At 73.1% G+C, this 26826-nt stretch carries 25 protein-coding genes and 1 tRNA gene; 9 read left to right on the forward strand and 17 right to left on the reverse strand.

Going from position 1 to position 26826, the window contains the following annotated elements:
- The first annotated feature begins 18 nt into the window (after positions 1 to 18).
- Positions 19 to 438, forward strand: a complete 420-nt coding sequence (locus ACZ3YO_RS09025; protein WP_465566777.1) for a Fur family transcriptional regulator — start codon at positions 19 to 21, stop codon at positions 436 to 438.
- Positions 439 to 508: 70 nt separating this feature from the next.
- On the opposite strand, the gene ACZ3YO_RS09030 is transcribed toward ACZ3YO_RS09025, so the two are convergent.
- The 3 genes from ACZ3YO_RS09030 to ACZ3YO_RS09040 form a co-directional block, all read right to left on the reverse strand.
- Entirely contained in the window at positions 509 to 2497 is a 1989-nt protein-coding gene (locus ACZ3YO_RS09030; protein ID WP_465566780.1) for a tetratricopeptide repeat protein, read from the reverse strand.
- A gap of 356 nt (positions 2498 to 2853) precedes the next feature.
- Positions 2854 to 2927: transfer RNA gene (locus ACZ3YO_RS09035), tRNA-Met, on the reverse strand.
- A 73-nt stretch (positions 2928 to 3000) separates the two neighbouring features.
- Complete coding sequence (locus ACZ3YO_RS09040; protein WP_465566783.1) at positions 3001 to 5979, reverse strand: UPF0182 family membrane protein; 2979 nt, start codon at positions 5977 to 5979, stop codon at positions 3001 to 3003.
- 211 nt (positions 5980 to 6190) lie between these two features.
- On the opposite strand from ACZ3YO_RS09040, the gene ACZ3YO_RS09045 reads away from it, so the two are divergent.
- Entirely contained in the window at positions 6191 to 6754 is a 564-nt protein-coding gene (locus ACZ3YO_RS09045) for a PPA1309 family protein (RefSeq protein ID WP_465566786.1), read from the forward strand.
- 40 nt (positions 6755 to 6794) lie between these two features.
- On the opposite strand, the gene ACZ3YO_RS09050 is transcribed toward ACZ3YO_RS09045, so the two are convergent.
- The 4 genes from ACZ3YO_RS09050 to ACZ3YO_RS09065 form a co-directional block, all read right to left on the reverse strand.
- Positions 6795 to 7877 carry a YlbL family protein gene (locus ACZ3YO_RS09050; protein ID WP_465546259.1) on the reverse strand — a complete coding sequence of 361 codons (1083 nt, stop codon included), beginning with the start codon at positions 7875 to 7877 and terminating at the stop codon, positions 6795 to 6797.
- 42 nt (positions 7878 to 7919) lie between these two features.
- Positions 7920 to 8108 carry a hypothetical protein gene (locus tag ACZ3YO_RS09055; protein WP_465566789.1) on the reverse strand — a complete coding sequence of 63 codons (189 nt, stop codon included), beginning with the start codon at positions 8106 to 8108 and terminating at the stop codon, positions 7920 to 7922.
- Between the two features lie 183 nt (positions 8109 to 8291).
- The gene (locus ACZ3YO_RS09060; protein ID WP_241002573.1) at positions 8292 to 8732 is read right to left on the reverse strand and encodes a molybdenum cofactor biosynthesis protein MoaE; all 441 of its coding nucleotides are present in this window, start codon (positions 8730 to 8732) and stop codon (positions 8292 to 8294) included.
- 171 nt (positions 8733 to 8903) lie between these two features.
- Positions 8904 to 10052, reverse strand: a complete 1149-nt coding sequence (locus ACZ3YO_RS09065) for an NAD-dependent epimerase/dehydratase family protein (RefSeq protein ID WP_465566792.1) — start codon at positions 10050 to 10052, stop codon at positions 8904 to 8906.
- 209 nt (positions 10053 to 10261) lie between these two features.
- Between ACZ3YO_RS09065 and ACZ3YO_RS09070 the strand changes: the two genes are divergently transcribed.
- Together ACZ3YO_RS09070 and ACZ3YO_RS09075 are read left to right on the forward strand one after the other, a co-directional pair.
- Positions 10262 to 11851 carry a zinc-dependent metalloprotease gene (locus ACZ3YO_RS09070; RefSeq protein WP_465566795.1) on the forward strand — a complete coding sequence of 530 codons (1590 nt, stop codon included), beginning with the start codon at positions 10262 to 10264 and terminating at the stop codon, positions 11849 to 11851.
- Positions 11848 to 12435, forward strand: coding sequence for an NUDIX hydrolase (locus ACZ3YO_RS09075; RefSeq protein WP_465566798.1), 588 nt, complete (start codon positions 11848 to 11850; stop codon positions 12433 to 12435). Before ACZ3YO_RS09070 ends, ACZ3YO_RS09075 begins: the two co-directional genes overlap by 4 nt.
- Positions 12436 to 12506: 71 nt before the next feature.
- Here the strand turns inward: ACZ3YO_RS09075 and ACZ3YO_RS09080 are convergent, their stop codons facing one another.
- Entirely contained in the window at positions 12507 to 13112 is a 606-nt protein-coding gene (locus ACZ3YO_RS09080; protein ID WP_465566801.1) for a M48 metallopeptidase family protein, read from the reverse strand.
- Positions 13113 to 13511: 399 nt separating this feature from the next.
- Between ACZ3YO_RS09080 and ACZ3YO_RS09085 the strand changes: the two genes are divergently transcribed.
- A complete protein-coding gene (locus tag ACZ3YO_RS09085; protein ID WP_465566804.1) occupies positions 13512 to 14600 on the forward strand; it encodes a ThiF family adenylyltransferase in 1089 nt (362 codons plus the stop codon).
- 47 nt (positions 14601 to 14647) lie between these two features.
- Here ACZ3YO_RS09085 and ACZ3YO_RS09090 read toward each other — a convergent pair whose 3' ends face one another.
- Positions 14648 to 15388 (reverse strand): SDR family NAD(P)-dependent oxidoreductase, encoded by a 741-nt coding sequence (locus ACZ3YO_RS09090; RefSeq protein WP_465567216.1) that lies wholly within the window; start codon positions 15386 to 15388, stop codon positions 14648 to 14650.
- Between the two features lie 92 nt (positions 15389 to 15480).
- Here ACZ3YO_RS09090 and ACZ3YO_RS09095 point away from each other — a divergent pair, with 92 nt between their 5' ends.
- The gene (locus tag ACZ3YO_RS09095; protein WP_465566807.1) at positions 15481 to 15879 is read left to right on the forward strand and encodes a MerR family transcriptional regulator; all 399 of its coding nucleotides are present in this window, start codon (positions 15481 to 15483) and stop codon (positions 15877 to 15879) included.
- 133 nt (positions 15880 to 16012) lie between these two features.
- On the opposite strand, the gene ACZ3YO_RS09100 is transcribed toward ACZ3YO_RS09095, so the two are convergent.
- Complete coding sequence (locus ACZ3YO_RS09100) at positions 16013 to 16609, reverse strand: dihydrofolate reductase family protein (RefSeq protein WP_465566810.1); 597 nt, start codon at positions 16607 to 16609, stop codon at positions 16013 to 16015.
- A 90-nt stretch (positions 16610 to 16699) separates the two neighbouring features.
- Between ACZ3YO_RS09100 and ACZ3YO_RS09105 the strand changes: the two genes are divergently transcribed.
- A complete protein-coding gene (locus ACZ3YO_RS09105; RefSeq protein ID WP_465566813.1) occupies positions 16700 to 16900 on the forward strand; it encodes a hypothetical protein in 201 nt (66 codons plus the stop codon).
- 151 nt (positions 16901 to 17051) lie between these two features.
- Complete coding sequence (locus ACZ3YO_RS09110) at positions 17052 to 18458, forward strand: ABC1 kinase family protein (protein ID WP_465566815.1); 1407 nt, start codon at positions 17052 to 17054, stop codon at positions 18456 to 18458.
- An 84-nt stretch (positions 18459 to 18542) separates the two neighbouring features.
- Here the strand turns inward: ACZ3YO_RS09110 and ACZ3YO_RS09115 are convergent, their stop codons facing one another.
- The 4 genes from ACZ3YO_RS09115 to ACZ3YO_RS09130 all read right to left on the reverse strand — a co-directional run bounded on the left by ACZ3YO_RS09115 (position 18543) and on the right by ACZ3YO_RS09130 (position 22417).
- A complete protein-coding gene (locus ACZ3YO_RS09115) occupies positions 18543 to 18941 on the reverse strand; it encodes a hypothetical protein (RefSeq protein WP_396320733.1) in 399 nt (132 codons plus the stop codon).
- Positions 18938 to 19306 (reverse strand): WhiB family transcriptional regulator, encoded by a 369-nt coding sequence (locus ACZ3YO_RS09120; protein WP_465546237.1) that lies wholly within the window; start codon positions 19304 to 19306, stop codon positions 18938 to 18940. The genes ACZ3YO_RS09115 and ACZ3YO_RS09120 overlap by 4 nt, the downstream gene beginning before the upstream one ends.
- 168 nt (positions 19307 to 19474) lie before the next feature.
- The gene (locus ACZ3YO_RS09125; protein ID WP_465566818.1) at positions 19475 to 19954 is read right to left on the reverse strand and encodes a hypothetical protein; all 480 of its coding nucleotides are present in this window, start codon (positions 19952 to 19954) and stop codon (positions 19475 to 19477) included.
- A gap of 294 nt (positions 19955 to 20248) precedes the next feature.
- Positions 20249 to 22417: an ATP-dependent DNA helicase UvrD2 gene (locus tag ACZ3YO_RS09130; protein ID WP_465567219.1), complete on the reverse strand. Its 2169-nt coding sequence runs from the start codon at positions 22415 to 22417 to the stop codon at positions 20249 to 20251.
- Between the two features lie 321 nt (positions 22418 to 22738).
- Here ACZ3YO_RS09130 and ACZ3YO_RS09135 point away from each other — a divergent pair, with 321 nt between their 5' ends.
- Complete coding sequence (locus ACZ3YO_RS09135; protein ID WP_396320730.1) at positions 22739 to 22996, forward strand: mycoredoxin; 258 nt, start codon at positions 22739 to 22741, stop codon at positions 22994 to 22996.
- Positions 22997 to 23058: 62 nt separating this feature from the next.
- Here the strand turns inward: ACZ3YO_RS09135 and ACZ3YO_RS09140 are convergent, their stop codons facing one another.
- From ACZ3YO_RS09140 to ACZ3YO_RS09150, 3 genes are all read right to left on the reverse strand, one after another.
- Positions 23059 to 23919, reverse strand: a complete 861-nt coding sequence (locus ACZ3YO_RS09140) for a GntR family transcriptional regulator (protein ID WP_465566820.1) — start codon at positions 23917 to 23919, stop codon at positions 23059 to 23061.
- 289 nt (positions 23920 to 24208) lie between these two features.
- Positions 24209 to 25150, reverse strand: coding sequence for an NAD(+) diphosphatase (gene nudC / locus ACZ3YO_RS09145; RefSeq protein ID WP_465546231.1), 942 nt, complete (start codon positions 25148 to 25150; stop codon positions 24209 to 24211).
- A gap of 68 nt (positions 25151 to 25218) precedes the next feature.
- Entirely contained in the window at positions 25219 to 26643 is a 1425-nt protein-coding gene (locus tag ACZ3YO_RS09150; protein WP_465566822.1) for a dipeptidase, read from the reverse strand.
- Between the last annotated feature and the right edge of the window lie 183 nt (positions 26644 to 26826).

Here is a 26826-nt window from a genome sequence, read left to right on the forward strand (position 1 = left end):
GTCACTTACCCTGTCCCCATGAGTGACCTGCTGGAACGACTTCGCGGCCGCGGATGGCGGCTGACCTCGCAGCGCCGGGTCGTGGCCGAGGTCCTCGACGGGGAGCACGTCCACCTCACGGCGGACGAGGTGCACGCCCGCGCCGTGACGCGCCTGCCCGAGATCAGCCGCGCGACGGTCTACAACACGCTCGGCGAGCTGGTCGGCCTCGGCGAGATCCTGGAGGTCGCCACCGACGGCCGGGCCAAGCGCTACGACCCCAACGCGCACCACGCCCACCAGCACCTGGTCTGCTCCGGCTGCGGCGCGATCCGTGACGTCCACCCGCTGGGCGACCCGCTGGCCGCCCTGCCCGCCTCCGAGCGGTTCGGCTTCACGCTCTCCGGCGCCGAGATCACCTACCGGGGCCTCTGCCCGGACTGTACGAACAGGGGCTGACGCACCGCCCGGCCCCGCACGTCGCGCACCGTCCGTCGCGACACCCGGCCCCGCACGTCGCGCGCGTCCGTTACGCGCTCAACTCCGCGTGCAGCGCGCCCAGCAGCCGCCCGGCGCGCTCCGCGACCTCGGCCGGGCCGTAGTCCGCGGCCCGCCGGCACCAGTTCTCCGCCTGCACCGGCTCGCCCCGGCGCAGCGCCAACAGGGCCAGCCGCAGCGCCGCCCGGCCGTGGCCCGCGTCCGCGGCCCGCGTGTACCAGAGCATCGCCTCGGCCTCGCTGTCCTGCCGGGCCAGCAGCAGCCCCAGGTTGAACGCCGCACTGCGGCTGCCCGCCTCGGCCGCCCGCCGGTACCAGCTCTCCGCGATCTCCAGCGCACCGCGCTCCGCCGCCCGCACGCCCATCCGCACCTGCGCCCGCCGGTGGCCGGCGTCGGCCGCGACCGCGTACCAGTGCTCGGCCTCCTCGTCGGCGTCGCCGCGCCGGTCCAGCACCGAGGCCAGCCGGAACGCGCCCTCCGCCGAACCGCCCGCCGCCGCCTGCCGGTAGCGCTCCAGCGCTCCCGCCAGGTTGCCACGCTGCTCCTGGACCACGGCCAGCTGGAGCGCCGCCTCGCCGTGCCCCTCGGCGGCGGCGCGCGCGTACCACTCCTGCGCCTGCCGGTGCTCGCCGCGCCCGGCGTGCAGGACGCCCAGGTTGAAGGCGCCGTCCACGCTGCCGGCCTCGGCGGCCTTGGAGAACCACGGCTCGGCGCCGGACTCGTCGCCGCGCTGGAGCAGCACCACGGCCAGCGCGTTGCAGGCCTCCCGGTGCCCGGCGTACGCGGCGCGGCGGTACCACTGCTCGGCCTGCTGGTCGCGGCCGGCACCGGCGCAGAGCAGGCCGAGGTTGAAGGCGCCGTTCTGGTCGCCGGCGTCCAGCGCGCTGCGGTACCAGCGCTCGGCCTCGGCGGCCTCGCCGCGGGAGGCGTGCAACGCACCGAGGGCGTTGGCGGCGTTGCCGTCACCGGCCTCGGCTGCCTCCTGCCACCACTCGGCGGCGGCGGTGACGTCCCCGGAGTCGCGCAGCAGGAAGCCCAGCGCGCAGGCGGCACGCGGCTCGCCGTTCTGCGCCGACTGCCGGTACCAGCGGGCGGCCTCGTCGAGCAGCGACTGGTCGGTGCGGGCACGCTCCTCCAGCAGCACACCGAGCCGCAGCGCGGCACGGGCGTGGCTGCGGGCGGCGGCGGTGCGGTACCAGGTCTCGGCGGTCTCCTTGTCCCCGGCGGCCTCGCGCATCCGGGCCAGCCGGTAGGCGGCCTCCCGGTGCCCGGCGTCGGCGGAGACCTTGAACCAGCGCTCGGCGCGCACGTCGCGCCGGTGCTCCATCAGGTCGCCCAGCGCGTAGGCCCCGAGCGGGTGGCCGTGGTCGGCGGCGAAGTGCAGCCAGTATTCGGCGGCCTCCTCCTCGCCCTGGTCGCGCAGCTGGAGGCCGAGGGCGTGCGCGGCGGGCGCGCTGCCGGCGACCGCGGCCTGCCGCCACCACTGGGCGGCCTCCGCCCGGTGGCCCTGCTGGTGCAACAGCACGCCGAGGTTGTTGGCGGCGGCGCGCAGCCCGGCGGCGGCGGCGCTGCGCAGGTACGGTTCGGCGTCCTCCAGGTCGCCGCGGCGCAGCAGCAGGGTGCCGAGGCGGCCGGCGGCGTCCGGGTCGCCGTCGTCGGCGGCCTGACGGTGCCGGGACTCCAGGGCGGCCTGCTCGCGGGCGGCCAGCGCGGTCTCGAAGCTGGCGGAGTCGAATCCGGCCGCGTCGGGGGCGGCCGGGTCGCGGCCGTCCTCCCCGTCGGCGGCTTCGGTCATGGCACCGTACGGGCCGATGGCGGCGGCGAACTGACGGGCGGAGACGTGCACCAGACTGTCGGGGCCGTAGCCGCTTCCGGAGGGCCGACGCTCGGTCAGGCCGCTGGTGCGCTGGGCGGGCAGTGCGCCGGGGTGGTTCTCGGGGCTCTCCGCCCAGGCGTCGGTGTCCGCCTCGGTGGCCGCAGCGGGCTTGGCTCCTGGTCCGTTCCTGCCGATCAGCCTCATGCCGACTCCCGCTCCCCCAGAGTGCCGCGGCATTTGCCCCCGGCCTTCGGCCAGGGGGACCCCCAGGGGACGCGCCGGATCCGACGGCCGATCAGCAGCCGTGCACCGTCCCCCATGTGTCCCATCGTCGCATCACCCGCAACCCGCGTACACCTGCCCCGGCCGATTTCGGCGAGGCGGAACCGAAGCCGACGAAATTGCTTCGACGCTTTGTCGATTTCCCGACACTTCGGCCCCACAAACCCCGATGCCGGCGTCGTTGGCGACGGTCGATACTACCGGAGCGGACCCACACACCCCCGGGGAAAACGCCAGAGGCCCGGAGGGTGATCCTCCGGGCCTCTGCTGCTACTGAGTAGCGGGGACAGGATTTGAACCTGCGACCTCTGGGTTATGAGCCCAGCGAGCTACCGAGCTGCTCCACCCCGCGTCGGTAGTTGAACTGTAGCACGGTCGCGGGGTGGGGCAGAAATCGGCCATCGCAGCTCACAGGCCCGGGCGGCTCAGGGGCCGGCGGTCGGCGTGGCACTCGGCGAGCCGGTCGCCGCCGCCGACGGCGTGGCCGCCGGGGAGAGTCCGGCCTTCTGCTGGGCCACGGCCAGCGCCTTGGCCGCGTCGCTCGCCGCCTTCTGCGCCTGACCGAGGGCCACCAGGTCACCGGCCTTGAGGGCGTTGTCGACGTCGTTCTGCGCCTTCACCACGTCCGCGATCGCCTTCTGCAACTCGGGCGTGACGGTGGCCCCCGGCGCCGGGGTGGTCGGCGTCGTCGGATTGGTCGGCGTGGTCGGCGTGGTGGGCGTCGTCGGATTGGTCGGCGTGGTGCCGGGGGCGGTGGGCGTGACCGGCGCACCCGTCACCGCGCCGCCGAGGACCTTGGCCAGCGCCTTCTCCAGGTTGTCCTCCACGGCCACGACGGCGTTCTCGTTCCCGTACGTCGCCAGCACCTTCTTCAGCACCGGCACCTTGGCGCTGCGGCCGATCAGGTACACGGGCTCGACGTTGAGCAGGCCGCCGCCGACCGGCAGGGTCAGCAGGTTGCCGTACTCGACGTCGGAGTCGGTGCCGGTCTTCAGCAGCGTGAGCTGGTTGGCGACGGTCGGATCCGAGTTGAACTTCGCCTGGACCTGCTTCGGCCCGAGCGCGCCGGAGCCGGTCGGCATCTTGGCGATCCGGATCTTCCCGTAGTCCGGGCCGGGGTCGGCGCTGACGGACATGAAGGCGGCCAGGTTGTCCCGCCCGCTCGGCGCGAAGCTGGTGGTGAGCGAGAAGGTCGCCGCCTGCGCCGCGGGCATCCGGACCGTCAGGTAGTACGGCGGCTGGACCTCGTTGGTGTTGGTGGTCGGGTCCGCCGGCACCTGCCAGATGTCGGTGCCGTTGAAGAAGCCGCCGGCGTCGGTCATGTGGTACTCGGCGAGCAGGTCGCGCTGCACCTTGAACATGTCCTGCGGGTACCGCAGGTGCGGCATCAGCGTGGCCGGGATGTCGGCCTTCGCCTTGACGGTGTCCGGGAACGCCTTCATCCAGGTCTTCAGCACCGGGTCGCCCTCGTCCCACTGGTAGAGCGTCACCTCGCCGGTGTACGCGTCCACGGTGGCCTTGACCGAGTTGCGGATGTAGTTGACCTTGTTGGAGGCGGTCAGCAGCTCACCGCGCTGGTTGGTCAGCGAGTCCTTGGTGGCGTCGCCCAGGGTCGTCTTGGACGAGAAGGGGTAGCCGTCCGAGGTGGTGTAGCCGTCCAGCACCCAGACCAGCTTGTTGTCCTGCACCACCGGGTAGGGGTCGGCGTCGATCGACAGCCAGGGGGCGACCTTCTCCACCCGCTCCTTGGGGGTGCGGTCGTAGATGACCTTGGCGCCGCCCTTGATCGCGTCCGAGTAGAGGATCTGCGGCTCGGCGAACTTCACCGCGTACGCGGCCCGGGTGAGCGGGTTGGCCAGCGAGACACCGCTGCCACCGTCGTAGGAGAAGTGCACCGGGGTGCCGTCCTCCGCGGTGTAGTCGATGTCCTGGTACCCGCCGCCGACGATCGAGTACGTCGACGTCTTCTCGCCGTAGTAGACGCGCTGCTCGTACGGGCCGAACGCGCCCTTGGTCGGCAGCGCGGACTCGGTGTAGACCGGGTTGCCGTTGGCGTCGACCTGGTTGCCCTTGGCGGCGATGAGGCCGTAGCCGTGGGTGTAGTTGAAGTGGTCGTTGATCCAGTTCCGCTGGATGCCGTTGAGGTCCAGCTCACGCACGCCGAGCACGGTGTCCTGGGCGCCGTACCGGTCGACGTCCAGCGACTTGGGGAAGGCGTAGTACTTCCGCAGCGCCTGGTTCTGCTGGAAGGTCGGGCCGACCACGTTCGGGTCCAGCAGCCGGATGTCCGCGATGGTCTGGGCGTCCGGCTTCAACGCGTCCGCGTTGGTCGCGTTCCCCGGCTCGTACGTGGTGACCTCGCTGTCCGCGATCCCGTACGCCTTCCGCGTCGCGTCGATGTTCTTCTGGATGTACGGCGTCTCCTTGGCCTGCTCGTTCGGCTTGACCTGGAACTGCTGCACGATCGCCGGGTACACGCCGCCGATCAGCACCGCCGAGAGCACCATCAGCCCGAGGCCGATCAGGGCCGGGGCCCAGGTGCGGCGGACCGGGGTCAGGAAGAACAGCACCGCGCAGATGATCGCGACGAAGAACAGGATGGTCTTGGCCGGCAGGAACGCGTTGGCGTCCACGTAGCGCAGCCCGGTCCAGCCGGTGACGCCCTTGTACGAGCCGGTCTTCACCGCCAGCGCGTACCGGTCCAGCCAGTACGCGACCGCCTTCAGCAGCACGAACACGCCGAGCAGCACCGCCAGGTGGCCCTGCGCGCCGGCACTGGCCCGGCGGCCCGGTCCCTGCAGCCGCAGGCCCCCGTACAGGTAGTGCACCAGCACCGAGGCCAGCAGCGAGACGATCACCGCACTGAACGCGAAGCCCAGCAGGAACTCGTAGAACGGCAGCTCGAAGGCGTAGAACGAGACGTCCATGCCGAACTGGGCGTCCTTGACGCCGAAGGACGTCTCGTTGGTCCAGAGCAGCCACGTGCGCCACTGGCCGGACGCCGCGGCGCCCGCCACCAGGCCGATCACCAGCGAAACCCCGATGAGCGCCCAGCGCTTGAACGGCGCCAGCCCGGACCGGTAGCGGTCCAGGCTCTGCTGCTCCACCGACATCGCCGACAGCGGCGGCCGCAGCCGGTGCGCCAGCCAGACGTTGAAGCCGACGATCACCGCCATCAGCAGGCCGAAGACGGCGAACAGGCCGATCTTCGTCCACAGCTGGGTGGTGAACACCGAGGAGTAGTGGACCGACCTGAACCAGAGCCAGTCCGTCCAGAATCCGGCGAACATGACGAACAGCAGGAAGAGCACCGCGAGTACGCCCAGGGTCAGCAGGAGCACCCGCGCGCGCCGGGAGGGCGGGCCTACCCTGCGCCGGAATCCCGGCCCTGAGCGTTCCGGCATCTGGAATACCACGGGGCACCTCAGCTGTGTCGTCTGGAATCGGTCGGTCGTCAGTGCAACTTAACCAGGCTTTAGCCGAGTTCCCGCCGTTAGCAGACGGTTACGACAGCGTTAGGCGGGCGTCCCCGGCGGCGGCCGCCGCGACGGCGTCACCACCACCCCGAGCCGCCGGTGGCACCGCCCGGGGGGCCCGGCATGTGAGGATTGGGACATGTCCGATGCCACCAATTCCCCCGACGACGTCTCCAAGCTCCCGGCCGCGACCCCGCTGACCCGGGCCGCCCTGGAGATCGACGAGTACGCCGCCACCCTCGGCTGGGACCTCCCGGCCCGGCTGTTCGCCCTGGTGGACAGCACCGCGCTGCGCAAGGCCGACCCGCGGATCGCCGAACAGCTCGGCCTCGGCGACAGCGAGGAGCCCGGTCTCACCCCGGTCGAGCAGGACGAACTGCCGGCCGGCATGGAGCTGGACAAGTTCCTCGGCACCATCGCCTGGCCCGACGCCGTGGCCGGCTGCGCCCTGGTGGTCGAGCGGCTGATGCTGCCGCCGGGCTCCGAGCAGTCCCGCCCGCGCAACGCCTCCGACGCCCAGCTCGCCGAGTGGGTGGCCAACCACCCGAAGCGCGAGGAGGTGCGGATCACCGCCGCCGTGCTGCGCAACGGCAAGAGGGAGATCGCGCTGCGGCTGCGGTCCAAGGACGTCGCCCGCGAGGTGCTGACCGGCCCCGACCTGGTCCCGGGCCTGACCGAGGCCCTGCTGGCGACCTTCTCCTAGTCGCTCCTGCGCGCCGCCCCCGCTCGGTGCGGGGCGGCCGCTACTTGGCGCAGGACGGCAGCGCGGAGGTCTGCCCGGAGCGGATCTGCTCCAGCGACTTCATCGCGCCGTCCAGCGTCTCGGCCTTGACCAGGGTCAGCCCGGACGGGGTGTTCTTGCCCGCCTCCGCACAGTTGGCGGCCGGGGTGAAGAAGTACTCGGCGCCGGCGTCGCGGGCGGCGATCAGCTTCATCGATATCCCCCCGATCGGGCCGACCTTGCCGCTGTCGTCGATGGTGCCGGTGCCCGCGACGAACTTGCCGCCGGTGAGGTCCTCGGGCGTCAGCTTGTCGATGATGCCGAGCGAGAACATCAGCCCGGCGCTCGGCCCGCCGACGTCCTGCAGGCCGATGTCGATCTGGAACGGGTAGGTGTGCCGGATCCCGGGGCGGATGCCGACCATCGCGCCGCCGGTGTCCGGGGACTTCACGGTCGGCACGGTGATGTCGGTCCGGGCCGCCGCCGGGTCGGCCTTGCCGCCGTCCTTGACCATCGGCACCACGGTGAAGACCACCGACTCGCCCGGCTGGTGCTTGGTGACCGCCTTGGCGACGCCGTCCGCGTCGCTGACCGGGGTGCCGTCGACCGCGATGATCCGGTCGCCGGCGTGCAGCCTGCCCTCCGCCGGGGCGCCGGCGGTGACCGACTGGACGATCAGCTCGCTGCCGATCGGGATGCCGAGCTGGGTGAGCGCCGCCGTCCGCGCGTGGTCCTCGGAGAGCGCGAACTCCTCGGCGTTCTGCTTCTTGGCCTCCGCGTCGCTCTGCCCCTGGGGGTAGACGTTGTCGTGCGGCACCACCAGGACGTCGTCCCGGAGCCAGCCGACCACCGCGTTGACCAGGCTCGGCTCGTACCGCGCCCCGGTGACCTGGACGGTCGTCATGTTGAGGTGCCCGCTGACCGGGTACGACTCGTGGCCGGTGATGGTGATCACCGGCGTGCCCGTCTTCTCCTGCACGCCGAGCGTGTTGTACGTCGGGCCCGGGCTCATCTCCGTGTACGGCACCTTCATCAGCACCGAGGCGCAGAGCAGCGCTATGAGCAGCAGGGTGGCGGCGAGCATCGTCGCAGAGCGGCGTGGCATGCATCGACAGTACGGGACGCCGCTGACGCGGCGCCCGCCGGGCTACCGGCCGGAGCCCTCGCCCTGGCCGGCACCGGCGGTGCTGCGTTCCATCGCGGCCATGAAGCGCCGGTGCTCGGCGAGTGAGGCGGGGTCCCCGGTGGCCCTCGGGGCCCGCTGGGCCCAGCCCGCCCACACCGCGGCGAGCAGGGCGGCGACAACCGGAATGATCAACCAGGCGAGCGCAGCCATGTCAGTACTCCCAGCTCGTCGTGCCTATGAGCAGATTAACCACCCCGGCGGACAACGCGGGCGGCGCCATCCGGGTTACGGGACAGCCGATCGGCTCACTGCCAGGGAGTATTCGGCGTACCGGACCACACCCGTTCGAGTGAGGGCACGGCGCGCCTGCGTGTCAGCAGTGTTTGTAGCAGGTCAGCAGTTGCCCGCGCCGACCCACTCCTCCTCGCCGTCGGCGAAGACCTGGTGCTTCCAGATCGGCACCTCGTGCTTGAGGTCGTCGATCAGCCGGCGGGCGGCGGTGAACGCCTCACCGCGGTGGGCACAGGAGACGGCCACGATGACGGCCTTGTCGGTGATCTCCAGCCGGCCGATCCGGTGGACCGCGGCGAGCGCCCGGACCGGGAAGTCCGCGACGATCTTCTCGGCGATCCGGCGCATCTCCGCCTCGGCCGTGGGGTGGCAGCTGTACTCCAGCGCGGCGACCGACTTGCCGCCGTCGTGGTCACGGACCGTCCCGACGAAGACGGTCGTACCGCCGGCCGCGTCGTCGCCGACCGCCTCGTACACCTCGTCGAGCGAGAGCGGGGTGTCGCGGATGGCAAGCAGGCGGATGGGGTCGTGGTTCTCGGACATGACCCCATGATTCCCCATCCCGAGTGGTTTCGGGCAAGGGGCTTCCGTATCACGATTGCGAAATTTCGCATCGTGAGAAAGCGGCGTTGGTCAGCCCATGGCTCCAGTGGCCAGAGGCGTGCGGGCAGGCCCGGACGCCAGGCTCCCGGGATTCCCGCCGCCCCGGCGCTCTCAGAAGCGGCGCCGCTTGCGCGCCCGGCGGACCAGCGCCGCCGTACCGACCAGCGCCACGGTCGCCCCGGCCGCGCCCAGGCTGGTGGCGGCCTCCTTGCCGCCCAGCCGCCGCCCGGCCACCGCGTGCTTGCCGGAGACCTGCGCCAGCAGCTCGGCCAGCACCTGCTCGTTGGTGTAGGCCGGCCGCCAGCCCGCCTCGTGCAGCCGGCTGCCGGAGACCACCCACGGGTACATGGTGTACGCGAGGTCCCCCGCCGGGGCCGGGGTCAGGCCGAGGCGGTGAAGCCGGGCCGCGGTGCCCAGCGCAAGCGAGGCCGGCAGCTCCATCCGCCGGATTCCCGACAGCCGCTCCACGTCCTCCTGCTCCAGCCAGCCGTCGCAGCCGACCGTCACCTCGCCCTCGACCAGGCCCAGCGTCGCGTACTCCAGCGCCGCCGCCAGGTCGTCCACGTGGCAGAACTGCCAGCACGGCCGGGAGCCGGCCACCACCAGCAGCCGCGGCGCCTCGAAGTGCCGGGTCAGTACGGTGTCGACGCCCGGCCCGACCACCACGGCAGGACGCAGAACCGTCACCTGGAGTCCCGGGTGGGCGCGCGGGGCCCGCCGGGCCAGGCGCTCGATCTCCAGCAGGTCCCCGACCAGCGAGGCCTCCTCGGTGGCCCGCAGCTCCGAGTCCTCGGCCAGCGGCACCTCGTTGTCGGCCAGCGCGCCGTAGACCATCGCCGAGGTGCAGAGCACCACCCGGTGCACGCCGGCCGCCGCGGCCGCGGTCAGCACGGTCTGCGCGCCGCGCACGTTGTAGGCGCTGCGGGCGCGCGGGTCGGACTCCATGCCGAGGTCCATCGCCAGGTGGACGACCACGTCCACCCCGGCGAGCCGCTCGGCCACCGCCGGGTCGCGGACATCCAGGACGCGCCACTGCACGCCCGGAACCTCGCCCCGGCGGTCGTCGAGCGCGAGGACCTTCTTCACCCCCGGCGAGGCCACCAGGCGGGCCGCGACCCGCTCACCCAGGACGCCGGCGGCGCCCGTCACTGCCACGGTCAGCGGCTTGCCGCCGTAGGCTGGAGGCGGCGACGCCGTGATGTCCGGGGCGTCCTCTCCTCCGGTCAGCCCAGAGCGAACGTCCGAAGGCGGGGAACTCACCGGCCATCCTCCACGGTTAGCTTATGTGCGTACGTACGTGTGTCACGTACGTCCATCCTGCCCGAGGCGAAGGCCCGGCGGTGCACCCGGCGCGGACCAGCCTCGCGGGAGCCGCCCACCGGCCGGGAGTCCCGCACTCCGCCGACCGCCCCGGGCGTGCAGACTTTCCCGCCACCACCCGCATGACGGCCGACCGGATCGAGGACCCCGTGAGCGACCTTCCCTTCGGATTCGGCGTTCCGCCAGAGGAGCCCGAGGACGGCAAGGCCAAGCCCGAGGACGCCAAGGGCAAGCCCGGCGAGGAGCCGGCGAAGAAGGACCAGGGCGGGGAGCAGGGCGGCCCGCAGTCCTTCGGCTTCGCCGGAAACCCGTTCGGCGCGCTGTTCGGCATGGGAATGCCCGGTGTCCCCGGTGTCCCCGGCGCGCCCGGTGGTGCCGACAACCCGTTCGCCGCGATGTTCGGCGGGCTCAACCCCAACGACCTCGGCGCCGCCTTCCAGCAGCTCGGGCAGATGCTCTCCTTCGAGGGCGGCCCGGTGAACTGGGACCTCGCCAAGGACATCGCCCGCCAGACCGTCGTCGCCGAACCCGCCGAGGGCAAGTCCAAGGACCGGTCGGTCGGCGCCGCCGAGCGCTCGGCCGTCGCCGAGGCCGTCCGGCTCGCCGACCTCTGGCTGGACGGCGCCACCGAGTTCCCCTCCGGCGCCGGCACCGCCGTCGCCTGGAGCCGGGCCGAGTGGATCGAGGCCACCCTCCCGGTCTGGAAGGACCTGGTCGACCCGGTCGCCGAGCGGGTCGGCAACGCCATGGGCGGCGTGCTGCCCGAGGAGATGCAGTCCATGGCCGGCCCGCTGATGGGCATGATGCGCTCGATGGGCGGCGCCATGTTCGGCACCCAGATCGGCCAGGCGCTCGGCGCGCTCGCCGCCGAGGTGGTCGGCTCCACCGACATCGGCCTGCCGCTCGCCCCGGCCGGCAAGGCCGCGCTGCTGCCCCAGAACATCGCCGAGTTCGGCGAGGGCCTGAACGTGCCCGCCGACGAGGTCCGGCTCTACCTGGCCCTGCGCGAGGCCGCCCACCAGCGCCTCTTCGCCCACGTGCCGTGGCTGCGCGCCCACCTGTTCGGCGCCGTCGAGGCCTATGCGCGCGGCATCAAGGTCGACACCTCCCGGATGGAGGAGCTGGCCGGCCAGCTCGACCCGAGCAACCCCGAGGCGCTCCAGGAGGCGCTGGCCGGCGGCCTGCTCCAGCCCGAGGACACCCCCGAGCAGAAGGCCGCGCTCGCCCGCCTGGAGACGGCGCTCGCGCTGGTCGAGGGCTGGGTCGACGCCGTCGTGCACACCGCCGCCGAGCCGCACCTGCCGCAGGCCGGCGCGCTGCGCGAGACCGTCCGCCGCCGCCGCGCGGCCGGCGGGCCCGCCGAGCAGACCTTCGCCACCCTGGTCGGCCTGGAGCTGCGCCCGCGCCGGCTGCGCGACGCGGCCCGGCTCTGGGCGCTGCTCGCCGACGCCCGCGGCGTCGAGGGCCGCGACGACCTCTGGCAGCACCCCGACATGCTCCCCACCGCCGCCGACCTGGACGACCCGGACGCCTTCGTGCACCGGGACACGGCCGGCGGCCTGGAGGGCGGCATCGACTTCGACGCGATCGACAAGCTGCTCGGCGAGGCGGCCGCGGGCGGGGCCGCAGGTGGCGCCGGCGGCTCGAAGCCGGACCTCGCGAAGCCCGGCCCGGAGCAGAAGCCCGGCCCGGAGCAGAAGAACGACGACGAGAACGGGAAGGGCGAGCCCACCGCATGACGCTCACCGAGACGGGCGCGTCCGCCCTGCACGCGGACGCCGTCCGCACCCTGAGCCACTGGCACCCCGGCGACGCGGACCAGGAGCAGTTGCGCCGCGACTACCTGAACCACCTGGCCGAACAGCCCGAAGGCCTGTTCCGGTCCTGCCTGCCCGCCCACATCACCGCCAGCGCGGCCGTGGTCGACCCGGCCGCCGGGCGGGTGCTGCTGACCCTGCACCCCAAGGTCGGCATGTGGCTGCAGATGGGCGGCCACTGCGAGCCCGGCGACCGGGACCTCGCCGCCGCCGCGCTGCGCGAGGCCACCGAGGAGTCCGGCATCCCGGACCTCGCCCTGCTGACCGTCGACGGTCTGCCGGCGCCGGCCAAGCTCGACCGGCACCAGGTCCGCTGCACCGGCAAGGACCGCCCGGAGAACACCCACCTGGACGTCCAGTACATCGCGGTGGCCCCGCCGGGAGCACAGGAGCTGATCAGCGAGGAGTCGCTGGACCTGCGCTGGTTCGACTACGACCGCCTGCCCGAGCTGACCGATCACTCGGTGCGCGACCTGGTCGCGCGGGCGCGGAAGCTGACCGCCTGAGCTTGGTGTGAAGGCATGACGAGGGGGCGCGGACCGTCAGGTCCGCGCCCCCTTCTCGTTGCTGTGGGCGTTCAGCCGCAGGAGCCGGCCGGGTCGGGCTCCGGCGGGCCGCCCGCGTGCCGGGCCCCGGGGATGTGCGGCAGCCGGGCCGCCGAGACCACGCCCTCCAGGTAGCCGCGGGCCCGCTCCGTCCGCGGATAGGCCTCCAGCAGCGCCCAGAACGACGGGCCGTGGTCCGGCACCAGCAGATGGGCCAGCTCGTGCAGCAGCACGTAGTCGACGACGTACTCGGGCATGCCCTGGAGGCGGTGCGAGAGCCGGATGGTCCGCTCGCTGGGGGTGCAGGAGCCCCAGCGCGAGTTCTGGTTGGTGACCCAGCGGACCTGGACGGGCTTGGCCCGGCTGCCGAGATAGGCGGCGGACAGCTCGCGCGCCCGCGCCGCCAGCGCGTCGTCGCCCAGCACCCGCCGGCTCTCCTGGGCGGCCAGCTTCTCCAGCATCTGGGCCACCCAGCGCTGCTCCTCCGCATGCGACATCCGGGCCGGGATCAGCACGATGGTGCGGTCGCCCTCGCGGTACGCGGAGACCGTCCGGCTGCGGCGGGCGCTGCGGCGGACCTCGACCCGCGAGCGGTCGAGGTGCGGCTTCTCGCCACGGCTCTCCGCAGCCCCCTCCACCCGCGGAGGGGGCTGCGGTGGTTCCGAGGACGTCGGCCGCTGGTCCGGGCGCCCGCGCGTGCTCGGCGCCGCCACCTGCGACCCGGACGCTGCACGGGCACGCCGACGCGACGCCGGGGGATGGGAGTCCCGTTCGGCTGCCATGGCACACGACGTTACCCGGTAGCACTGACAGAAGTCCGCTGCCATGGCCGAAATCTTTCGTGGAGTGATCGGGAACGAAAGGCCGACAGAAGGTGTCCGGAATCCGACCCCGGCCCGGACGGAAAGTTATCCACAGGGGGTGCGAACAGATCATCCGATCATGGGGCTGCGCCTGTGGACAACGCACCGCACGATGTCCGGCCGATCGGGCATGCTGCCGTCGGCCGTCCGGAAACGATCGGAAGGGAAACTGCCGTGCGCCTTCTGCTGAAGCCCGCCCTCTCCCGCAGCTGGCGGGACTCCGAGACCTTGCAGTTCGGTACCGTCCAGCGCTTCGCCGGGGTGCTCGAACACGCCGACAAGACCCTCTGCGACTTCCTCGGGCTGCTCGACGGGACGCACGACCGGCCCTCGCTGCTGGAGGCCGGCGAACGGGTCGGCCTCGGGCGCGAGCCCGCCGAGACGCTGCTCGACACGCTGGAGCGGACCGGGCTGCTCGACGACGCCGACGCCACCGGCGCCGCACTGGCCCGCTTCCCCCAGCCACTGCGCGAGTTGCTCGGGCCCGACCTCGCCTCGCTCTCCCTGGTCCACTCCGGGCCCGGCGCCGGGCCCGCCGTCCTCGCCCGGCGGGCCGACCGGCGGATCGAGGTCCGCGGCGCCGGCCGGGTCGGGGCCGCGATCGCCGCCGTCCTCGCGGCGGGCGGCACGGGCACGGTCAGGGTCACGGACAGCGGCCGGGTCAGCCCCGGCGACTGCTCCCCCGCCGGGCTCCCGCCCTCCGACGTAGGGCGGCTGCGAACCACCGCCGCCGGTGAGGCCGTCCACCGGGCCTCCGGCCGTCGGCTCGTGCCGAACGCGCGCCGCTGCCGGGAGCAGCGGCCGCCCGACCTCGTGGTGCTGGCACCCCGGGACGGCAGCGGCGCCTTCGCCGGCGGCACGTACGCGGCCAAGGAGCTGCTGCGCTCCGGGATCCCGCACCTGTACGTCGGGGTGGTGGAGGAGATCGGTGTGGTCGGCCCGCTGGTGCTCCCCGGCGCCTCGGCCTGCGGCCACTGCCTGGTGCTGGCGCGGGAGGACGAGGACGCCGCCTGGCCCCGGGTGCTCGCCCAGCTCGCGGACGACGGCCCCGGCCGGGCCCGCACCCCGGCCGGCGACACCGCCCTCGCCACCACCGTCGCCGGCCTCGCCGCCCTCCACGTCCAGCTCCACCTCGACGGCATCCGGCCCCCGAGTGTGGACGGCTGGTGCGAGGTCTCGGCCGCGGACGGGATGAGCCGCCGTCTGCGGCTGAAGGGGCACCCCGACTGCGGCTGCCTCTGGCAGCCGCTGCCACCCGGGTGAGGCGGAGCCAGCCGGCCGACCGCGTGGATCGGTTGGGGGCCTTGCCGTCAGGTGGTGTACCCGCCGTCCACCGCGAGGGCGGTGCCGGTGACGTAGCGGCCGCCGCGCCCCGCCAGGTAGGCCACCGCGGCGGCGACGTCCTCGGCCTCGCCGTACCGCCCCAGGGCGGTGAGGGAGCGCTGGAAGCCGGCGCTCTCGCCGTCGGCCGGGTTCATGTCGGTGTCGATCGGGCCCGGGTCCACGATGGTGGCGGTGATCCCGAGCGGCCCCAACTCCCGGGCAAGTCCCCTGGTCAGCCCGACGAGCGCGGATTTGGCCATCGCCTGCAGGACGAAGTTCGAGCCGGGGACACGCCCGTTGAAGCACGAGCCGATGCTGATGATCCGCCCGCCGTCGCCCATGTGCCGGGCGGCGGCCTGGGCCGCCAGGAACACGGACCGGACGTCCACGGCGAGCACCCGGTCCAGTTCCGCGGCGGACACCTCGGCGAGCGGGCCGTAGGTGAGGAAGCCCGCGTTGTTCACCAGGATGTCGATGCGGCCCAGCTCCCGTACCGTCTGCTCCACCGCCTGCGCCGCGGCGTCAGGATGGGCCAGGTCGGCCTGGACGACCGCGGCCCTCCCCCCGCCGGCCTCGATCCGCCCGGCGACCTCGCGCGCCTGGTCCGCCGCCCGGACGTAGGTCAGCGCGACCGCCGCCCCCTCCTCGGCCAGCCGCTTTGCTATCGCCGCACCGATCCCGCGGCTGCCCCCGGTCACCAATGCCACCTTGCCGGTCAGGTCGCTCATCGCCTTCTCCTTCATAGCCGGTGTGCTCGTCATGCCGGCATGGTAGAAGTTGACATCAGCGTCAGATTCAAGTCGTCATACGGGGGCGAGGAATGCGGATCGGTGAGCTGGCTCGGCGCAGCGGGGTGAGCGAGCGTTCCCTGCGCTACTACGAGACGCAGGGACTGCTGCGTGCGGAGCGCACCCCCGGTGGCCACCGGGACTACGGCGACTGGGCGGTCGACCGCGTCGTACGCATCCAGACGCTCTACGCCGCAGGCCTGAACAGCAGGAAGATCGCCCAACTGCTGCCCTGCATGAGGGATGCGGACGGCCGGCCGAACGAGATCGCCACTCCGGAGCTGGTCGACGAGCTCACCGCGGAGCGCGACCGCATCAACCGCATGATCACCGATCTGGTGCGCTCCCGCGACGTCCTGGACGAAGTGATCGACACGGCGTCGGAGATCACGACCACCGGCCGCCCGGCCCCGCTCGCCCGTCAGGGCTGAGGGCCCCGACGGGGAGGAGCGGCCCGACCGCTCAACCGGCGGGCGGGCGCCCCTTGGTGTTGCCCGGTCAACCGTGCGGGCGACACCGGCACGCCGGGGGCACGGCCCCCGGCCCCCGGCCCCCGGCCAGAACCTAGGAGTTCGCCACCGGCCGGTAGGTGCAGATGTTGACGCCGGTCTTGCTGGTGATGGTGGAGACCAGTTCGAGGGTGCGGAGCGTGCCGTCGGCCGGGAAGATCGTCTTTCCGCCGCCGAGGACGACCGGCATGATCATGAGGCGCAGCTCGTCGAACAGGCCCTCGCTCAGCAGGGTGCGCACGAGGGTGGGGCTGCCCATGACCGACAGGTCACCGCCGGCGGTCGCACGCAGCTCGCGGATCCGCTCGACGGCCTCGTCGCCGGCGATGCGGGTGGTGTTGCTCCAGCTCAGCTCGGAGTCGGCGAGCGTTCCGGTCACCACGTACTTGCGGATGGCGTTCATCTGGTCGGCGAACGGGTCGCCGGCCCGCTCGGGCCAGGCGCCGGCCATGGTCTGCCAGGTGCGGCGGCCGAACAGCAGGGCCTCGGTGCCGGCCATCGCCTCGCCGATGGCACCGCCCATCACCTCCGGGTCGAAGAACTGGTGGGTCCAACCGCCGTGGGCGAAGCCGCCGTCGGTGTCCTCCTGCGGGCCGCCGGGCGCCTGCACGACGCCGTCGAGGCTGATGAACTCGCTGATCACGATGCGCATGGGGGGCTCGCTTCTCTCTCGCTTCGGACTTACGGCAATGAAGACCGCCGCGCCGCCCGGAAATCATCGCTCCCGCAGGACTTCTTTCTGGTGACCTGGATCACATGGCGGCGCATTGGGCGGACCGCCCGCGGCAACGGCCTGGTCGGGGCTGCGCCGGCCACCCGGGACGGGGTGAACCGGGCTGCCACCGGGGCCGTCGGCGACGCCTTCGACGGCGGGGCGCTCACGGCGGTGTGGGACGCGGCCCCGACCGGGCTCGGCCGGGAGGAGGCCGGCCCCGGCCGATGACGGGCACCGACGCCGGGCCGCCCGGGCCGGCGGGCCGCGCCGAACGGGTCAGGAAATGCGGCCGGGACCGGCGTGACGAACGGGCACAATGGCGTAGTGACGGTCGGCCCCCGACGGCGGGGTGCCGACGGCGTGTGAATTGGAGACCCGGGTGAGCGATCTTCCGCGCAAGGCAGTGACCCGCACGGCACGACTCGCCGCCCTGCCGCTGGGGATCGCCGGCCGGGCCACGCTCGGGCTGGGCAGGCGGATCGGGGGGCGCTCGGCGGACGTGGTGACGGCCGAGCTCCAGCAGGCCACCGCGGACCAGCTGTTCAAGGTCCTGGGCGAGCTCAAGGGCGGGGCGATGAAGTTCGGGCAGGTGCTGTCCGTCTTCGAGGCCGCGCTGCCGGAGGAGGTCGCCGGGCCGTACCGGGCCGCGCTGACCAAGCTGCAGGACGCCGCTCCCCCGATGCCCGCGGCCAAGGTGCACACGGCGCTCACCCAGCGGCTGGGCGAGAACTGGCGCGAGCTGTTCAGGGAGTTCGACGACCGGCCGGCCGCCGCCGCGTCGATCGGCCAGGTGCACCGGGCGATCTGGCACGACGGCCGCGAGGTGGCGGTCAAGGTCCAGTACCCGGGCGCGGGCGACGCGCTGCTGGCGGACCTCTCCCAGCTGAGCCGGGTGGCCTGGCTGCTCGGCCCGCTCATCCCGGGTCTGGACATCAAGCCGCTGATCATCGAGCTGCGCGAGCGCGTCTCGGAGGAGCTGGACTACGAGCTGGAGGCGCAGGCCCAGCGCCGGCACGCCGAGGAGTTCGCGGGCGATCCGGACATCGCGGTGCCCGGAGTGGTGGCGCAGGCCGACCAGGTGCTGGTCACGGAGTGGATGGACGGCACCCCGCTGGCCGAGGTGATCGCGGACGGCACCCAGGAGGAGCGCGACCGGGCCGGGCAGCTGCTGGCCCGCTTCCTCTTCGCGGGCCCGTCGCGGACCGGCCTGCTCCACGCCGACCCGCACCCGGGCAACTTCCGCCTGCTGAAGGACGACGGACCGGCGTCCGGCTGGCGGCTCGGCGTGCTGGACTTCGGCACCGTCGACCGGCTGCCGGGCGGGCTGCCCGCGCCGATCGGGGCCTCACTGCGGATGGCGCTGGCCGGTGACGCGGCGGGCGTGCTGGAGATGCTGCGCGAGGAGGGCTTCGTCAAGCCCTCGATCGAGCTGGACCCGGACGCGGTGCTGGACTACCTGGTGCCGATCATCGAGCCGGCCGCGGTGGACACCTTCCACTTCACCCGGACGTGGATGCGGGCCCAGGCGGCCCGGATCGCCGATCCGCGCTCGCCCGCCTACAACCTGGGCAAGCAGCTCAACCTGCCCCCGGCGTACCTGCTGATCCACCGGGTCACCCTGAGCACCATCGGGGTGCTCTGCCAGCTCGGCGCCAACGCACCCTTCCGGGCGGAGATGCTGCGCTGGCTCCCTGAGTTCGCGGAGCAGCCCGCCGGGCAGGCGCAGCCCGCGTCGCCGAGGAAGCGCGGCACGACCAGGAAGAGCGAGCCGGCGAAGAAGGGCTGAGCCGGGCCCCAACGGCCGCAGGCCGCTCCCCGGATGGGGGGCGGCCTGCGGCACGACGGGGGTGAAGCGGTACTGCGCCGGCGCCTACATCAGCGCGACGGCGATGGCCTTGCGGGCCCGCAGCGAGGCCCGCTCGGCCTTCTGCCTGAGCCGCTGGGCCTTGGCGACCCGGGAGACGAGCCGTTCGTGCTCGGCCTCCTGGAGGCGCTCTTGCATATGCGCCCGGGCCAGGGATTCGTGGAGAAGTTGCATTTCGAGGGTCCTGTTCTGGATCTGAAGTTCGTTGGTCTGCTCGGCGCGGACGGTCGGGTCGATGGCGGCGGCGGTCATGTGGTGGTCCTGCTCGTGGTGCGACGTGGGGAAGTGGACGGTGCGGGCTGCGTCAGCCTTGGCGGCGGCGGTTCGCACGGAGCGGCGAAGGACGCTGTCCAGCGGGGGCTGCTCTCCCCGGCGGACGGCCTTGGCTCCGAGCGCGGGGTTCACGCCGCGACCTCGGTCTTGCGCGGACGGCCCCGCGGCCGCTTGCGGGCCACGACGACGCCCTGGACGAAGAGCTCGCCACCCCAGACGCCCCACGGCTCGCGCCGCTCCAGCGCGCCGGCCAGGCAGGCCTCCTTGACCGGGCAGGTGCCGCAGAGGGACTTCGCGTACTCGACGTCGGCGGGCGTCTCGGCGAAGAAGACCTCCGGGTCGAAGGCGCGGCACGGGATGGGAAGACCGAGCGCCTCGGCCTGGTCGATCGAGGTGAGCTGCATCAGGGATACCTCCGGGGGGTCGGCCTGGTCGGCCTTGGTGGTCTGGTCTGTCGGCGGTACGGACGGGATGGGCGGCGTGATGACCGTGGACACTGTGGGCGTCTTCCTCGTCTTCTCAGTGGGTCCGGCTCAGCTGACTGGTGGGGCTGGGCCGGAGGCCCCGGGGGGCCTGGGTGGTCTTGCGTACCGGACAAAACAGAAGGGCCGCGGATCCCGGTGTGACGGGTTCCGCGGCCCTGGAGGTGCCGACCTGAGGCTGACTCAGGTTCGTTCTCTCCAGGGTTCAGGCCCGCGGAAGGCCCGCATCCGGATGGCCGTGGCGCCGGTAAAGGCGGCCATGGCCTGCTTGTTGATCTGCTGCTCGTTCTGCTTCTGGGCGTTTCCGGCACCGATGACCTGCGCATAGCCGCCATGAATGGCGGCGGCTACGGCCGCCTTCGGTGCCTGGGTCGGTCGCTCATCACGCAGGGAGCGCGACGTGCCGACCGACGCCCAGTCACGGGACAGACCGGTCTCGACAGAGGTGCCGTCGATACCGCCCCTGAGGCCCGTGCTGCAGAGATCAGTGTGTCCAAGACCACTGACAGCGGAGCCGAGGGAAGCGGGGACGACGGAGACACCGGTGGCGTCGAGACCCAGACCGGTTCCGCCCAGTTCGGCGAGAGCCCGCAGGCGGGCGGCACGCAGGGAGGCAGCGACGACGGTCTGGCCAGTCAGTTTGGTGATCATGATGGTTTCCACTGTCTTCGCCTCCTCTCGGCGTCTCGCGGAGCCTGGTCTCCCGGGCTCCGAACTGTTCGGATGTCTGTCTCGGTGGTGCAGGTGAAGCGTGGTGCAGATGAAGCTGAATGGTGCGGTGCACGCTGTTGGGCGCAGGAGAACACGGCACAGGCGTCACCCCGTGCGATCGCGTCCCCTTGACCGCTCCGGCAGGCTATTGCGCTCCCGGTACAGCGCGCAAACTATTTTTCCGGCGAGTTCCCCGACGAGTTCCGAAGCGCCTCGAAGCGCCTGCTCCCAACGCCCCGGACCGGCTCAGGCCGGTTCGCCCGGATCGCCGTCCTCGACGTCGACCGGATCCTCCTCGGGCTCCTCCCCCGCACACAACGACAGCACGGCGGCCCCGTACTTGTCCAGCTTCATGGCGCCGACCCCCGAGATCACCGCCAGCTCCTGCCGGGTCGAGGGGACGTCCTCGGCGATCGCCATGAGCGTCGCGTCGGTGAAGACGACGTAGGCCGGCGCGCCCTGCTTCTTCGCCTGCCCGGCCCGCCACTCGCGCAGCCGCTCGTACAGCGCCTCGTCCATCGAGGAAGGGCAGCTCTCGCAGCGCCGCAGCTTGCGCTCGACCGCCTCGGTGAGCACCCGCTCGCAGACGCGGCACTTGACCGGCCCGCGGGCCCGTCGCCCGGCGGAGCGCTCGCCCGGCTCGACGCCGCCGCGCCCGCCCCGGCTCCCGCCGCGTGCCCCCGGCGCGCCGGAGCCCGGCCGCAGGCCGTCCAGGAAGCGGGTGGGCTTGCGGCTGGCCCGGCCGCCCGGGGAGCGGGAGAGCGCCCAGGAGAGCGAGAGGTGCTTGCGGGCGCGGGTGACGCCGACGTACAGCAGCCGGCGCTCCTCCTCGACCTGCTCGTCGGTCTTGGCGTAGATGATCGGCATGGTGCCCTCGGTGAGGCCGACCAGGAAGACGGCGTCCCACTCCAGGCCCTTGGCGGCGTGCAGCGAGGCCAGCGTGACGCCCTCGACGGCGGGGGCGTGCTGGGCGGCGGCGCGGGCGTCCAGCTCGGCGACGTACGCGGCGAGGTCGGCGCTCTCCCCGGCCGCGGTCCGGGTGCGCTCGAACTCCTCGGCGAGCCGGACCAGCGCGGCCAGCGACTCCCAGCGCTCGCGCACCGCGCCGGAGCCGGCCGGCGGCTCGGGGGTGAAGCCCCGGGTGGCGAGCACCGCGCGGACCTGCGCGGCGAGGCCGGGCGCGCCGTCGGTGAGCGGGTCGGAGCCGGCCCGGGCGGCGCCCCGCAGCAGCACCCCGGCATCGCGCACCTCGGGCCGCTCGAAGAACCGCTCGGCGCCCTTGAGCTGGTAGGAGACGCCGACGTCGGCGAGCGCCTGCTCGTAGACCTCGGACTGGCCATTGGTGCGGAACAGCACGGCGACCTCGCTGGCCCGCACGCCGGCCGCGAGCAGCTCCTGGATCCGGCGGGCGGTGGTCTCGGCCTCGGTCGGCTCGTCCTCGTACTCGGCGTAGACCGGCTCGGGACCGGCCTCGCGCTGGGAGATCAGCTCGAGCCGGTGCCGGGCGGCCTCGCCGCGGGCCTGGGCGAGCAGCCCGTTGGCGAGGTGGACGACCTGCGGGGTGGAGCGGTAGTCGCGGACCAGCTTGACGACCGTCGCCTCGGGGTGGCGGCTGCGGAAGTTCAGCAGGTAGTCGGGGGTGGCGCCGGTGAACGAGTAGATCGTCTGGCTGGCGTCGCCGACCACGCAGAGGCTGGCGCCGCCGCCGGGGCCGGTCCACCGGTCGAGCAGCCGCTGCTGGAGCGGCGAGACGTCCTGGTACTCGTCGACGGTGAAGTGCCGGTACTGGGCGCGGACCTGGTCGGCGATGTCCGGCCGGTCCTCCAGGATGGCGGCGGTCAGCAGCAGGACGTCCTCGAAGTCGATGACGCCGCGGCGGCTCTTGGTCTCCTCGTAGACGCGGTAGACCTGGGCGGTCTCGGCAGGGTCCCGCGGGGCCTCGCGGCCGGACTTCTGGACCGCGGCGGGGTAGTCGTCGGGGCCGATCTGGGTGACCTTGGCCCACTCGATCTCGGCGGTGAGGTCGCGCAGCTCGGTGCGCTGGACCCGCAGGCCGCAGCGGCCGGCGGACTCGGCGACCAGCTGGACCTTGCGCTCCACCAGCTGCGGCACCGGCCCGCCGACGGCGCGCGGCCAGAAGTACTGGAGCTGGCGCAGGGCGGCGGAGTGGAAGGTGCGGGCCTGGACGCCCTCGGCACCGAGTTCGCGCAGCCGGCCGCGCATCTCGCCGGCGGCACGGGCGGTGAAGGTGACGGCGAGGACCTGGGCGGGCTGGTAGACGCCGCTGCGCACGCCGTAGGCGATCCGGTGGGTGATGGCGCGCGTCTTGCCCGTGCCGGCGCCGGCGAGGACGCAGACGGGCCCCTGCAGGGCGGTGGCGACGGCCCGCTGCTCGGGGTCGAGCCCGGCGAGCACCGCGTCGGGGCCCGACGCGGCCGGGTGGCCCGCCTGGTAGCTGTCGAACGGGCTGCCGCTCAAGAGGTCTTCCTGCATGCGTTCCATCTTCTCAGCCCGGTGCGACAACCCGGGCAAAGTTGTCCACAGGTGCGGTGTGATCGCAGGATGATCGCTGCGCGGCCGGGCGTACGACGTCGCTCCTCACGCCGGGCGTACGACGTCGCTCCTCACGCCGGGCGTACGACGTCGCTCCTCACGCCGGGCGGCCGCGGAATGACCGATGCACGGCGGGCGTTCTCCCCGGAGACCGCACGCCCCCTTCCCTAAGGAGCCCCCTCGATGTCCGGCAGCGTCACGATGTACAGCACGACCTGGTGCGGCTACTGCAACCGACTCAAGAGCCAGCTGGACCGTGAGGGCATCGGCTACACCGAGATCAACATCGAGGAGGACCCGTCGTCGGCGTCCTTCGTCGAGTCGGTCAACAACGGCAACCAGACGGTGCCGACGGTGCTGGTGAAGCCGGAGGGCGGCGGCGAGCAGGTCGTGATGACCAACCCGAGCCTGATGCAGGTCAAGAAGGCCCTGGCGGCCTGACCCACGGCTGCCGCCGGGCCCCGGCGCACGCCCGGGCCCGCACGCGGGCCCGGGCCGGCGCGTCACGGCGCGTCGGCCCGGGCCGGGTCGACGGGTGCCGCGGGGGCGGGCAGCAGCGCACGGGCGGCGAGGTCGCCGACCCCGTAGACCAGCCGGCTGCGGTCGGCGGAGTAGCGGGTCTCGATCACCCGGACCGGCCCGCGCCGGTCGTACGTCACCCGGGTCTGGACCATCAGCGGCACCCCGGGGCCGCCCTGGAACCACTGCGCCTCCTCGGGGCCGGGCATCCGGGCCACCAGGTGGTCGACGGCGCCGACCTCGGTGCGGCCGAGCGCGGCGAGCACCGCCTCGTCGCCGCCGTCGATCTGGTCCGGCTCCATCAGCGGGGTGCCGGCGGCGAGGCCGGCCCGGTAGTGACTCTCCTCGATCGAGTAGGGCTCGCGGTCGAGCAGCCGCAGCTGGCGGCGGACCACGATGGCCTCACCGGGCCGCAGTCCGAGCCGCTCGGCGATGTCGACCCGGGCCCGGACGATCATCATCTCGAAGTCGACGGTGAGCTCCCGGCCGGCCTCGGCGGCCTCGCCGAGGTAGACGGTGGTGGGTGCGGCCAGGCAGTCCCGCGGCCCGCCGTGCGGGTCGCGCGGCACCGGCCGCAGGGTGGGGCCGTAGGCGCGGTGGTCCAGGACGGGGTGCTCCCGCAGGTAGGTGCCCTTGCCCTGGAGCCGGACCAGCCGGCCCTCGTTGACCAGGACGTCGACGGCCAGCCGGACGGTGTTGCGGGCCACTCCGTACTGGCGCTCCAGTTCGCTCTCGACGGGCAGCGCGGCCTGCGCGGTGAACTCGCCCTCGGCGATCCGGCGGCGCAGGTCGGCGGCGAGGCGCTGGTATTTGGGGGATTGGGCGGTGCCCCGTGGGATTGTCACCCGAGTGAATGTAGCGAGCACGGTGACACCGTTTCAGCCGATTCGGTCAATGTCGGCGCGCATAGGCCGCGGCCGCCCCCGGGTCGCCGACGGCGGACCGGGCCCGGGCGGGGGAGAAGCGCCGGGACAGGGCCCCTCCGGATACGAACATCAGAGCGCCCGGCCTGCGGGAAATCGGGAGTGGCCACCCGTTCAGCCGAGGAGGACCCTCCTGAAGTCGAAGTGAAAGAGGGCATGAAAGAGAAATGGGGGCGCACGGCAATATGCCGCACGCCCCCATTGGACGGAATTACCAGCGCGCCGCCGACGGCAGCGGACCGCCGTACCAGAGTTCGACCAGATGACGGGCGATCGAAATCCCCGACGGCGGCAGGATCTCGCCCGCCGCCATCCCGGCCTTCAGCTCCTCCCGGGAGAACCAGCGGGCCTCCGCCAGCTCCTCGCCGTCCACCGTGATCGCCGTGCCGTCCGGGTGGGCCTTGCCCATGAAGCCGAGCATCAGGCTGGACGGGAAGGGCCACGGCTGGCTGGCCACGTAGGACACCTCGGCGACCCGCACGCCGGCCTCCTCGAACACCTCGCGGACCACCGCCTGCTCGATCGACTCACCCGGCTCGACGAAGCCGGCCAGGGTCGACCAGCGCCCCTCGGGCCAGAGCGCCTGGCGCCCGAGCAGGCAGCGGTCCTGCTCGTCGGTGATCATCATGATCACCGCCGGGTCGGTGCGCGGGTAGTGCTCGGCCGCGCAGGAGGTGCAGCGCCGCACGTGGCCGGCCCCGGCCTTCTCGGTCGGGTGCCCGCAGCGCGAGCAGAAGCTGTGCAGCCGGTGCCAGTGCTCCAGCGCGACGGCGTGCACCAGCAGCCCGGCGTCCCGGTCGGAGAGCAGTGCTCCGACCTCGCGCAGCCCGGCCGGACGGGCGTCGCCGTCCAGCCGCCCGGGCAGGCTCTCGCCGGCCAGCGCGAAGTACGAGACGCCGTCCTCGTCGGTGCCCAGGAAGTAGCGGTCCCCGGTCTGCGGCGCCTCGAAGGAGGGCAGCAGGACCAGCTCGGTGCCGCTCCCGGTGTCCACCACGAACGCCTCGCCGCCGGCGATCGGCAGCACCTGGGTGCTCGGGTGGCTCCAGGCGGCCGCCAGCCACGGCTCGTCGAACCGGTGCTGGGCCGCCCGGTCGACCCCGGCCCGGGCCAGTGCCAGGTTGCTCGGGCGTTCGGTCTCAGGCACGGTGCTCACTTCGTTCCATCCCCACGTGATGAGTCGTCTGGATCGGTGGTCTGCCCGCCGGGACGGGCGGGGCGCCCTCAGGCACCTTCGCCGGCATCCTCGCCGCCCGGCCGCCAGTTCTCTGCCAGGTCGGCCCAGAGGTAGGCGGCCGTCTCCACGCCCTTGGCCAGGAGGTCCAGCTCCACCTTCTCGTTGACCGAGTGCCAGCCGTCCGAGGGCACCGAGATGCCGAGGAAGAGCACCGGAGCGCCGAGGACGTCCTGCAGGTCGGCGGCCGGGCCGGAACCGCCCTCACGGGTGAACAGGATCTTCTGCTCGAACGCCCGCCCCATCGCCCGGACGGTGGACTGCAGCGCCGGGTGGTCCAGCGGGGTCAGGCAGGGCCGGGTCGCGCCCGGGAACACCAGCTCGTACCGGATGCCCTCGGGCACCCGCGCGGCCACCCACTCCCGGACGGCCTCCCGGACCTTCTCCACCTCCTGGCCGGCGACCAGCCGGAAGGAGAGCTTGAGGTGCGCGGAGGACGGCACGATGGTCTTGCCGCCGGGGCCGGTGTAACCGCCCCAGATGCCGTTGACCTCGGCGGTCGGCCGGGCCCAGATCCGCTCCAGGGTGGAGTAGCCGGCCTCGCCCAGGGTGCCGTACGACTTGGCGACCTTCAGCCACTGCGCCTCGTCGAAGGGCAGCTCGGCGAAGAGTTCGCGCTCGCGCTCGGTCAGCTCGATCACACCGTCGTAGAAGCCCGGGACCGCCACCCGGCGGTCGGCGTCGTGCAGCCCGGCCGCCAGGTCGGCCGCGACCGCCGCCGGGTTGGGGACGGCGCCGCCGAAGGAGCCGGAGTGGATGTCGGTGTCCGGACCGTAGAGGTCGATCTGGGCGTCGGCCAGGCCGCGCATGCCGGTGCAGACGGTCGGCGTGGTCTCGGACCACATGCCGGTGTCCGAGATGATCACCACGTCGGCGGCCAGCCGCCCGGCCTCCCGGCGGACCAGGTCGGCGAAGTGCGGCGAGCCGGACTCCTCCTCGCCCTCGATCAGCAGCTTGAGGTTGACGGCCGGCGCCGTCCGCCCGGTGGCGGCCAGGTGGGCGCGGACCCCGAGGGTGTGGAAGAACACCTGGCCCTTGTCGTCGGCGGCGCCGCGAGCGAACAGCTGCTTGCCGACCACCGTCGGCTCGAACGGCTCGGTCGCCCAGCCGTCCTCCTTCGCGGCGGGCTGCACGTCGTGGTGCCCGTACACCAGCACGGTCGGCGCGGACGAGTCCCCGGACGGCCACTCGGCGAACACCGCCGGCAGGCCGTCCGTCTCCCAGACCTCCGCCACCGGGAAGCCGGTCTCGCGCAGCTTCGCGGCCAGCCACTCGGCGGAGCGGCGGACGTCGCCGGCCCGGCCGGGGTCGGCGGAGACCGAGGGGATGCCGAGCCAGTCGGAGAGGTCGGCCAGGAACGTGGCCTGGTGCTGGTCGATGAAGGAGCGGACGACGCTGTCCGGGGTTCTCGTCATACGGACGACTTTAGTTCGCCCATGCGGGTGCCCGCCCCGGTGGTCCGTCCACCGGTCACCGACAGGCCTGTAACGTCCGTCACCATTCGGTCAGCCGATCAGGAGTGGGTCCCGTCCCCTGTGCTGACAGGCGTCACCCCCGGCCGCACCAGGGGGCGGCCGGGGGTGACGGGACGGAGCGGT

Source organism: Kitasatospora sp. NPDC022785 (assembly GCF_055561295.1).

What these genes read in the sequence shown, in the direction of transcription:
- ACZ3YO_RS09055 (WP_465566789.1), bottom strand. Translation starts at nt 8,108, where the DNA reads ATGGCTGCGCTCGCCTGGTTGATCATTCCGGTTGTCGCCGCCCTGCTC.
- ACZ3YO_RS09060 (WP_241002573.1), bottom strand. Translation starts at nt 8,732, where the DNA reads ATGTCCGAGAACCACGACCCCATCCGCCTGCTTGCCATCCGCGACACC.
- ACZ3YO_RS09090 (WP_465567216.1), bottom strand. Translation starts at nt 15,388, where the DNA reads ATGAGCGACCTGACCGGCAAGGTGGCATTGGTGACCGGGGGCAGCCGC.
- ACZ3YO_RS09150 (WP_465566822.1), bottom strand. Translation starts at nt 26,643, where the DNA reads ATGACGAGAACCCCGGACAGCGTCGTCCGCTCCTTCATCGACCAGCAC.
- ACZ3YO_RS09075 (WP_465566798.1), top strand. Translation starts at nt 11,848, where the DNA reads ATGACGCTCACCGAGACGGGCGCGTCCGCCCTGCACGCGGACGCCGTC.
- ACZ3YO_RS09030 (WP_465566780.1), bottom strand. Translation starts at nt 2,497, where the DNA reads ATGAGGCTGATCGGCAGGAACGGACCAGGAGCCAAGCCCGCTGCGGCC.
- ACZ3YO_RS09095 (WP_465566807.1), top strand. Translation starts at nt 15,481, where the DNA reads ATGCGGATCGGTGAGCTGGCTCGGCGCAGCGGGGTGAGCGAGCGTTCC.
- ACZ3YO_RS09045 (WP_465566786.1), top strand. Translation starts at nt 6,191, where the DNA reads ATGTCCGATGCCACCAATTCCCCCGACGACGTCTCCAAGCTCCCGGCC.
- ACZ3YO_RS09135 (WP_396320730.1), top strand. Translation starts at nt 22,739, where the DNA reads ATGTCCGGCAGCGTCACGATGTACAGCACGACCTGGTGCGGCTACTGC.
- ACZ3YO_RS09050 (WP_465546259.1), bottom strand. Translation starts at nt 7,877, where the DNA reads ATGCCACGCCGCTCTGCGACGATGCTCGCCGCCACCCTGCTGCTCATA.
- ACZ3YO_RS09025 (WP_465566777.1), top strand. Translation starts at nt 19, where the DNA reads ATGAGTGACCTGCTGGAACGACTTCGCGGCCGCGGATGGCGGCTGACC.
- ACZ3YO_RS09100 (WP_465566810.1), bottom strand. Translation starts at nt 16,609, where the DNA reads ATGCGCATCGTGATCAGCGAGTTCATCAGCCTCGACGGCGTCGTGCAG.
- ACZ3YO_RS09040 (WP_465566783.1), bottom strand. Translation starts at nt 5,979, where the DNA reads ATGCCGGAACGCTCAGGGCCGGGATTCCGGCGCAGGGTAGGCCCGCCC.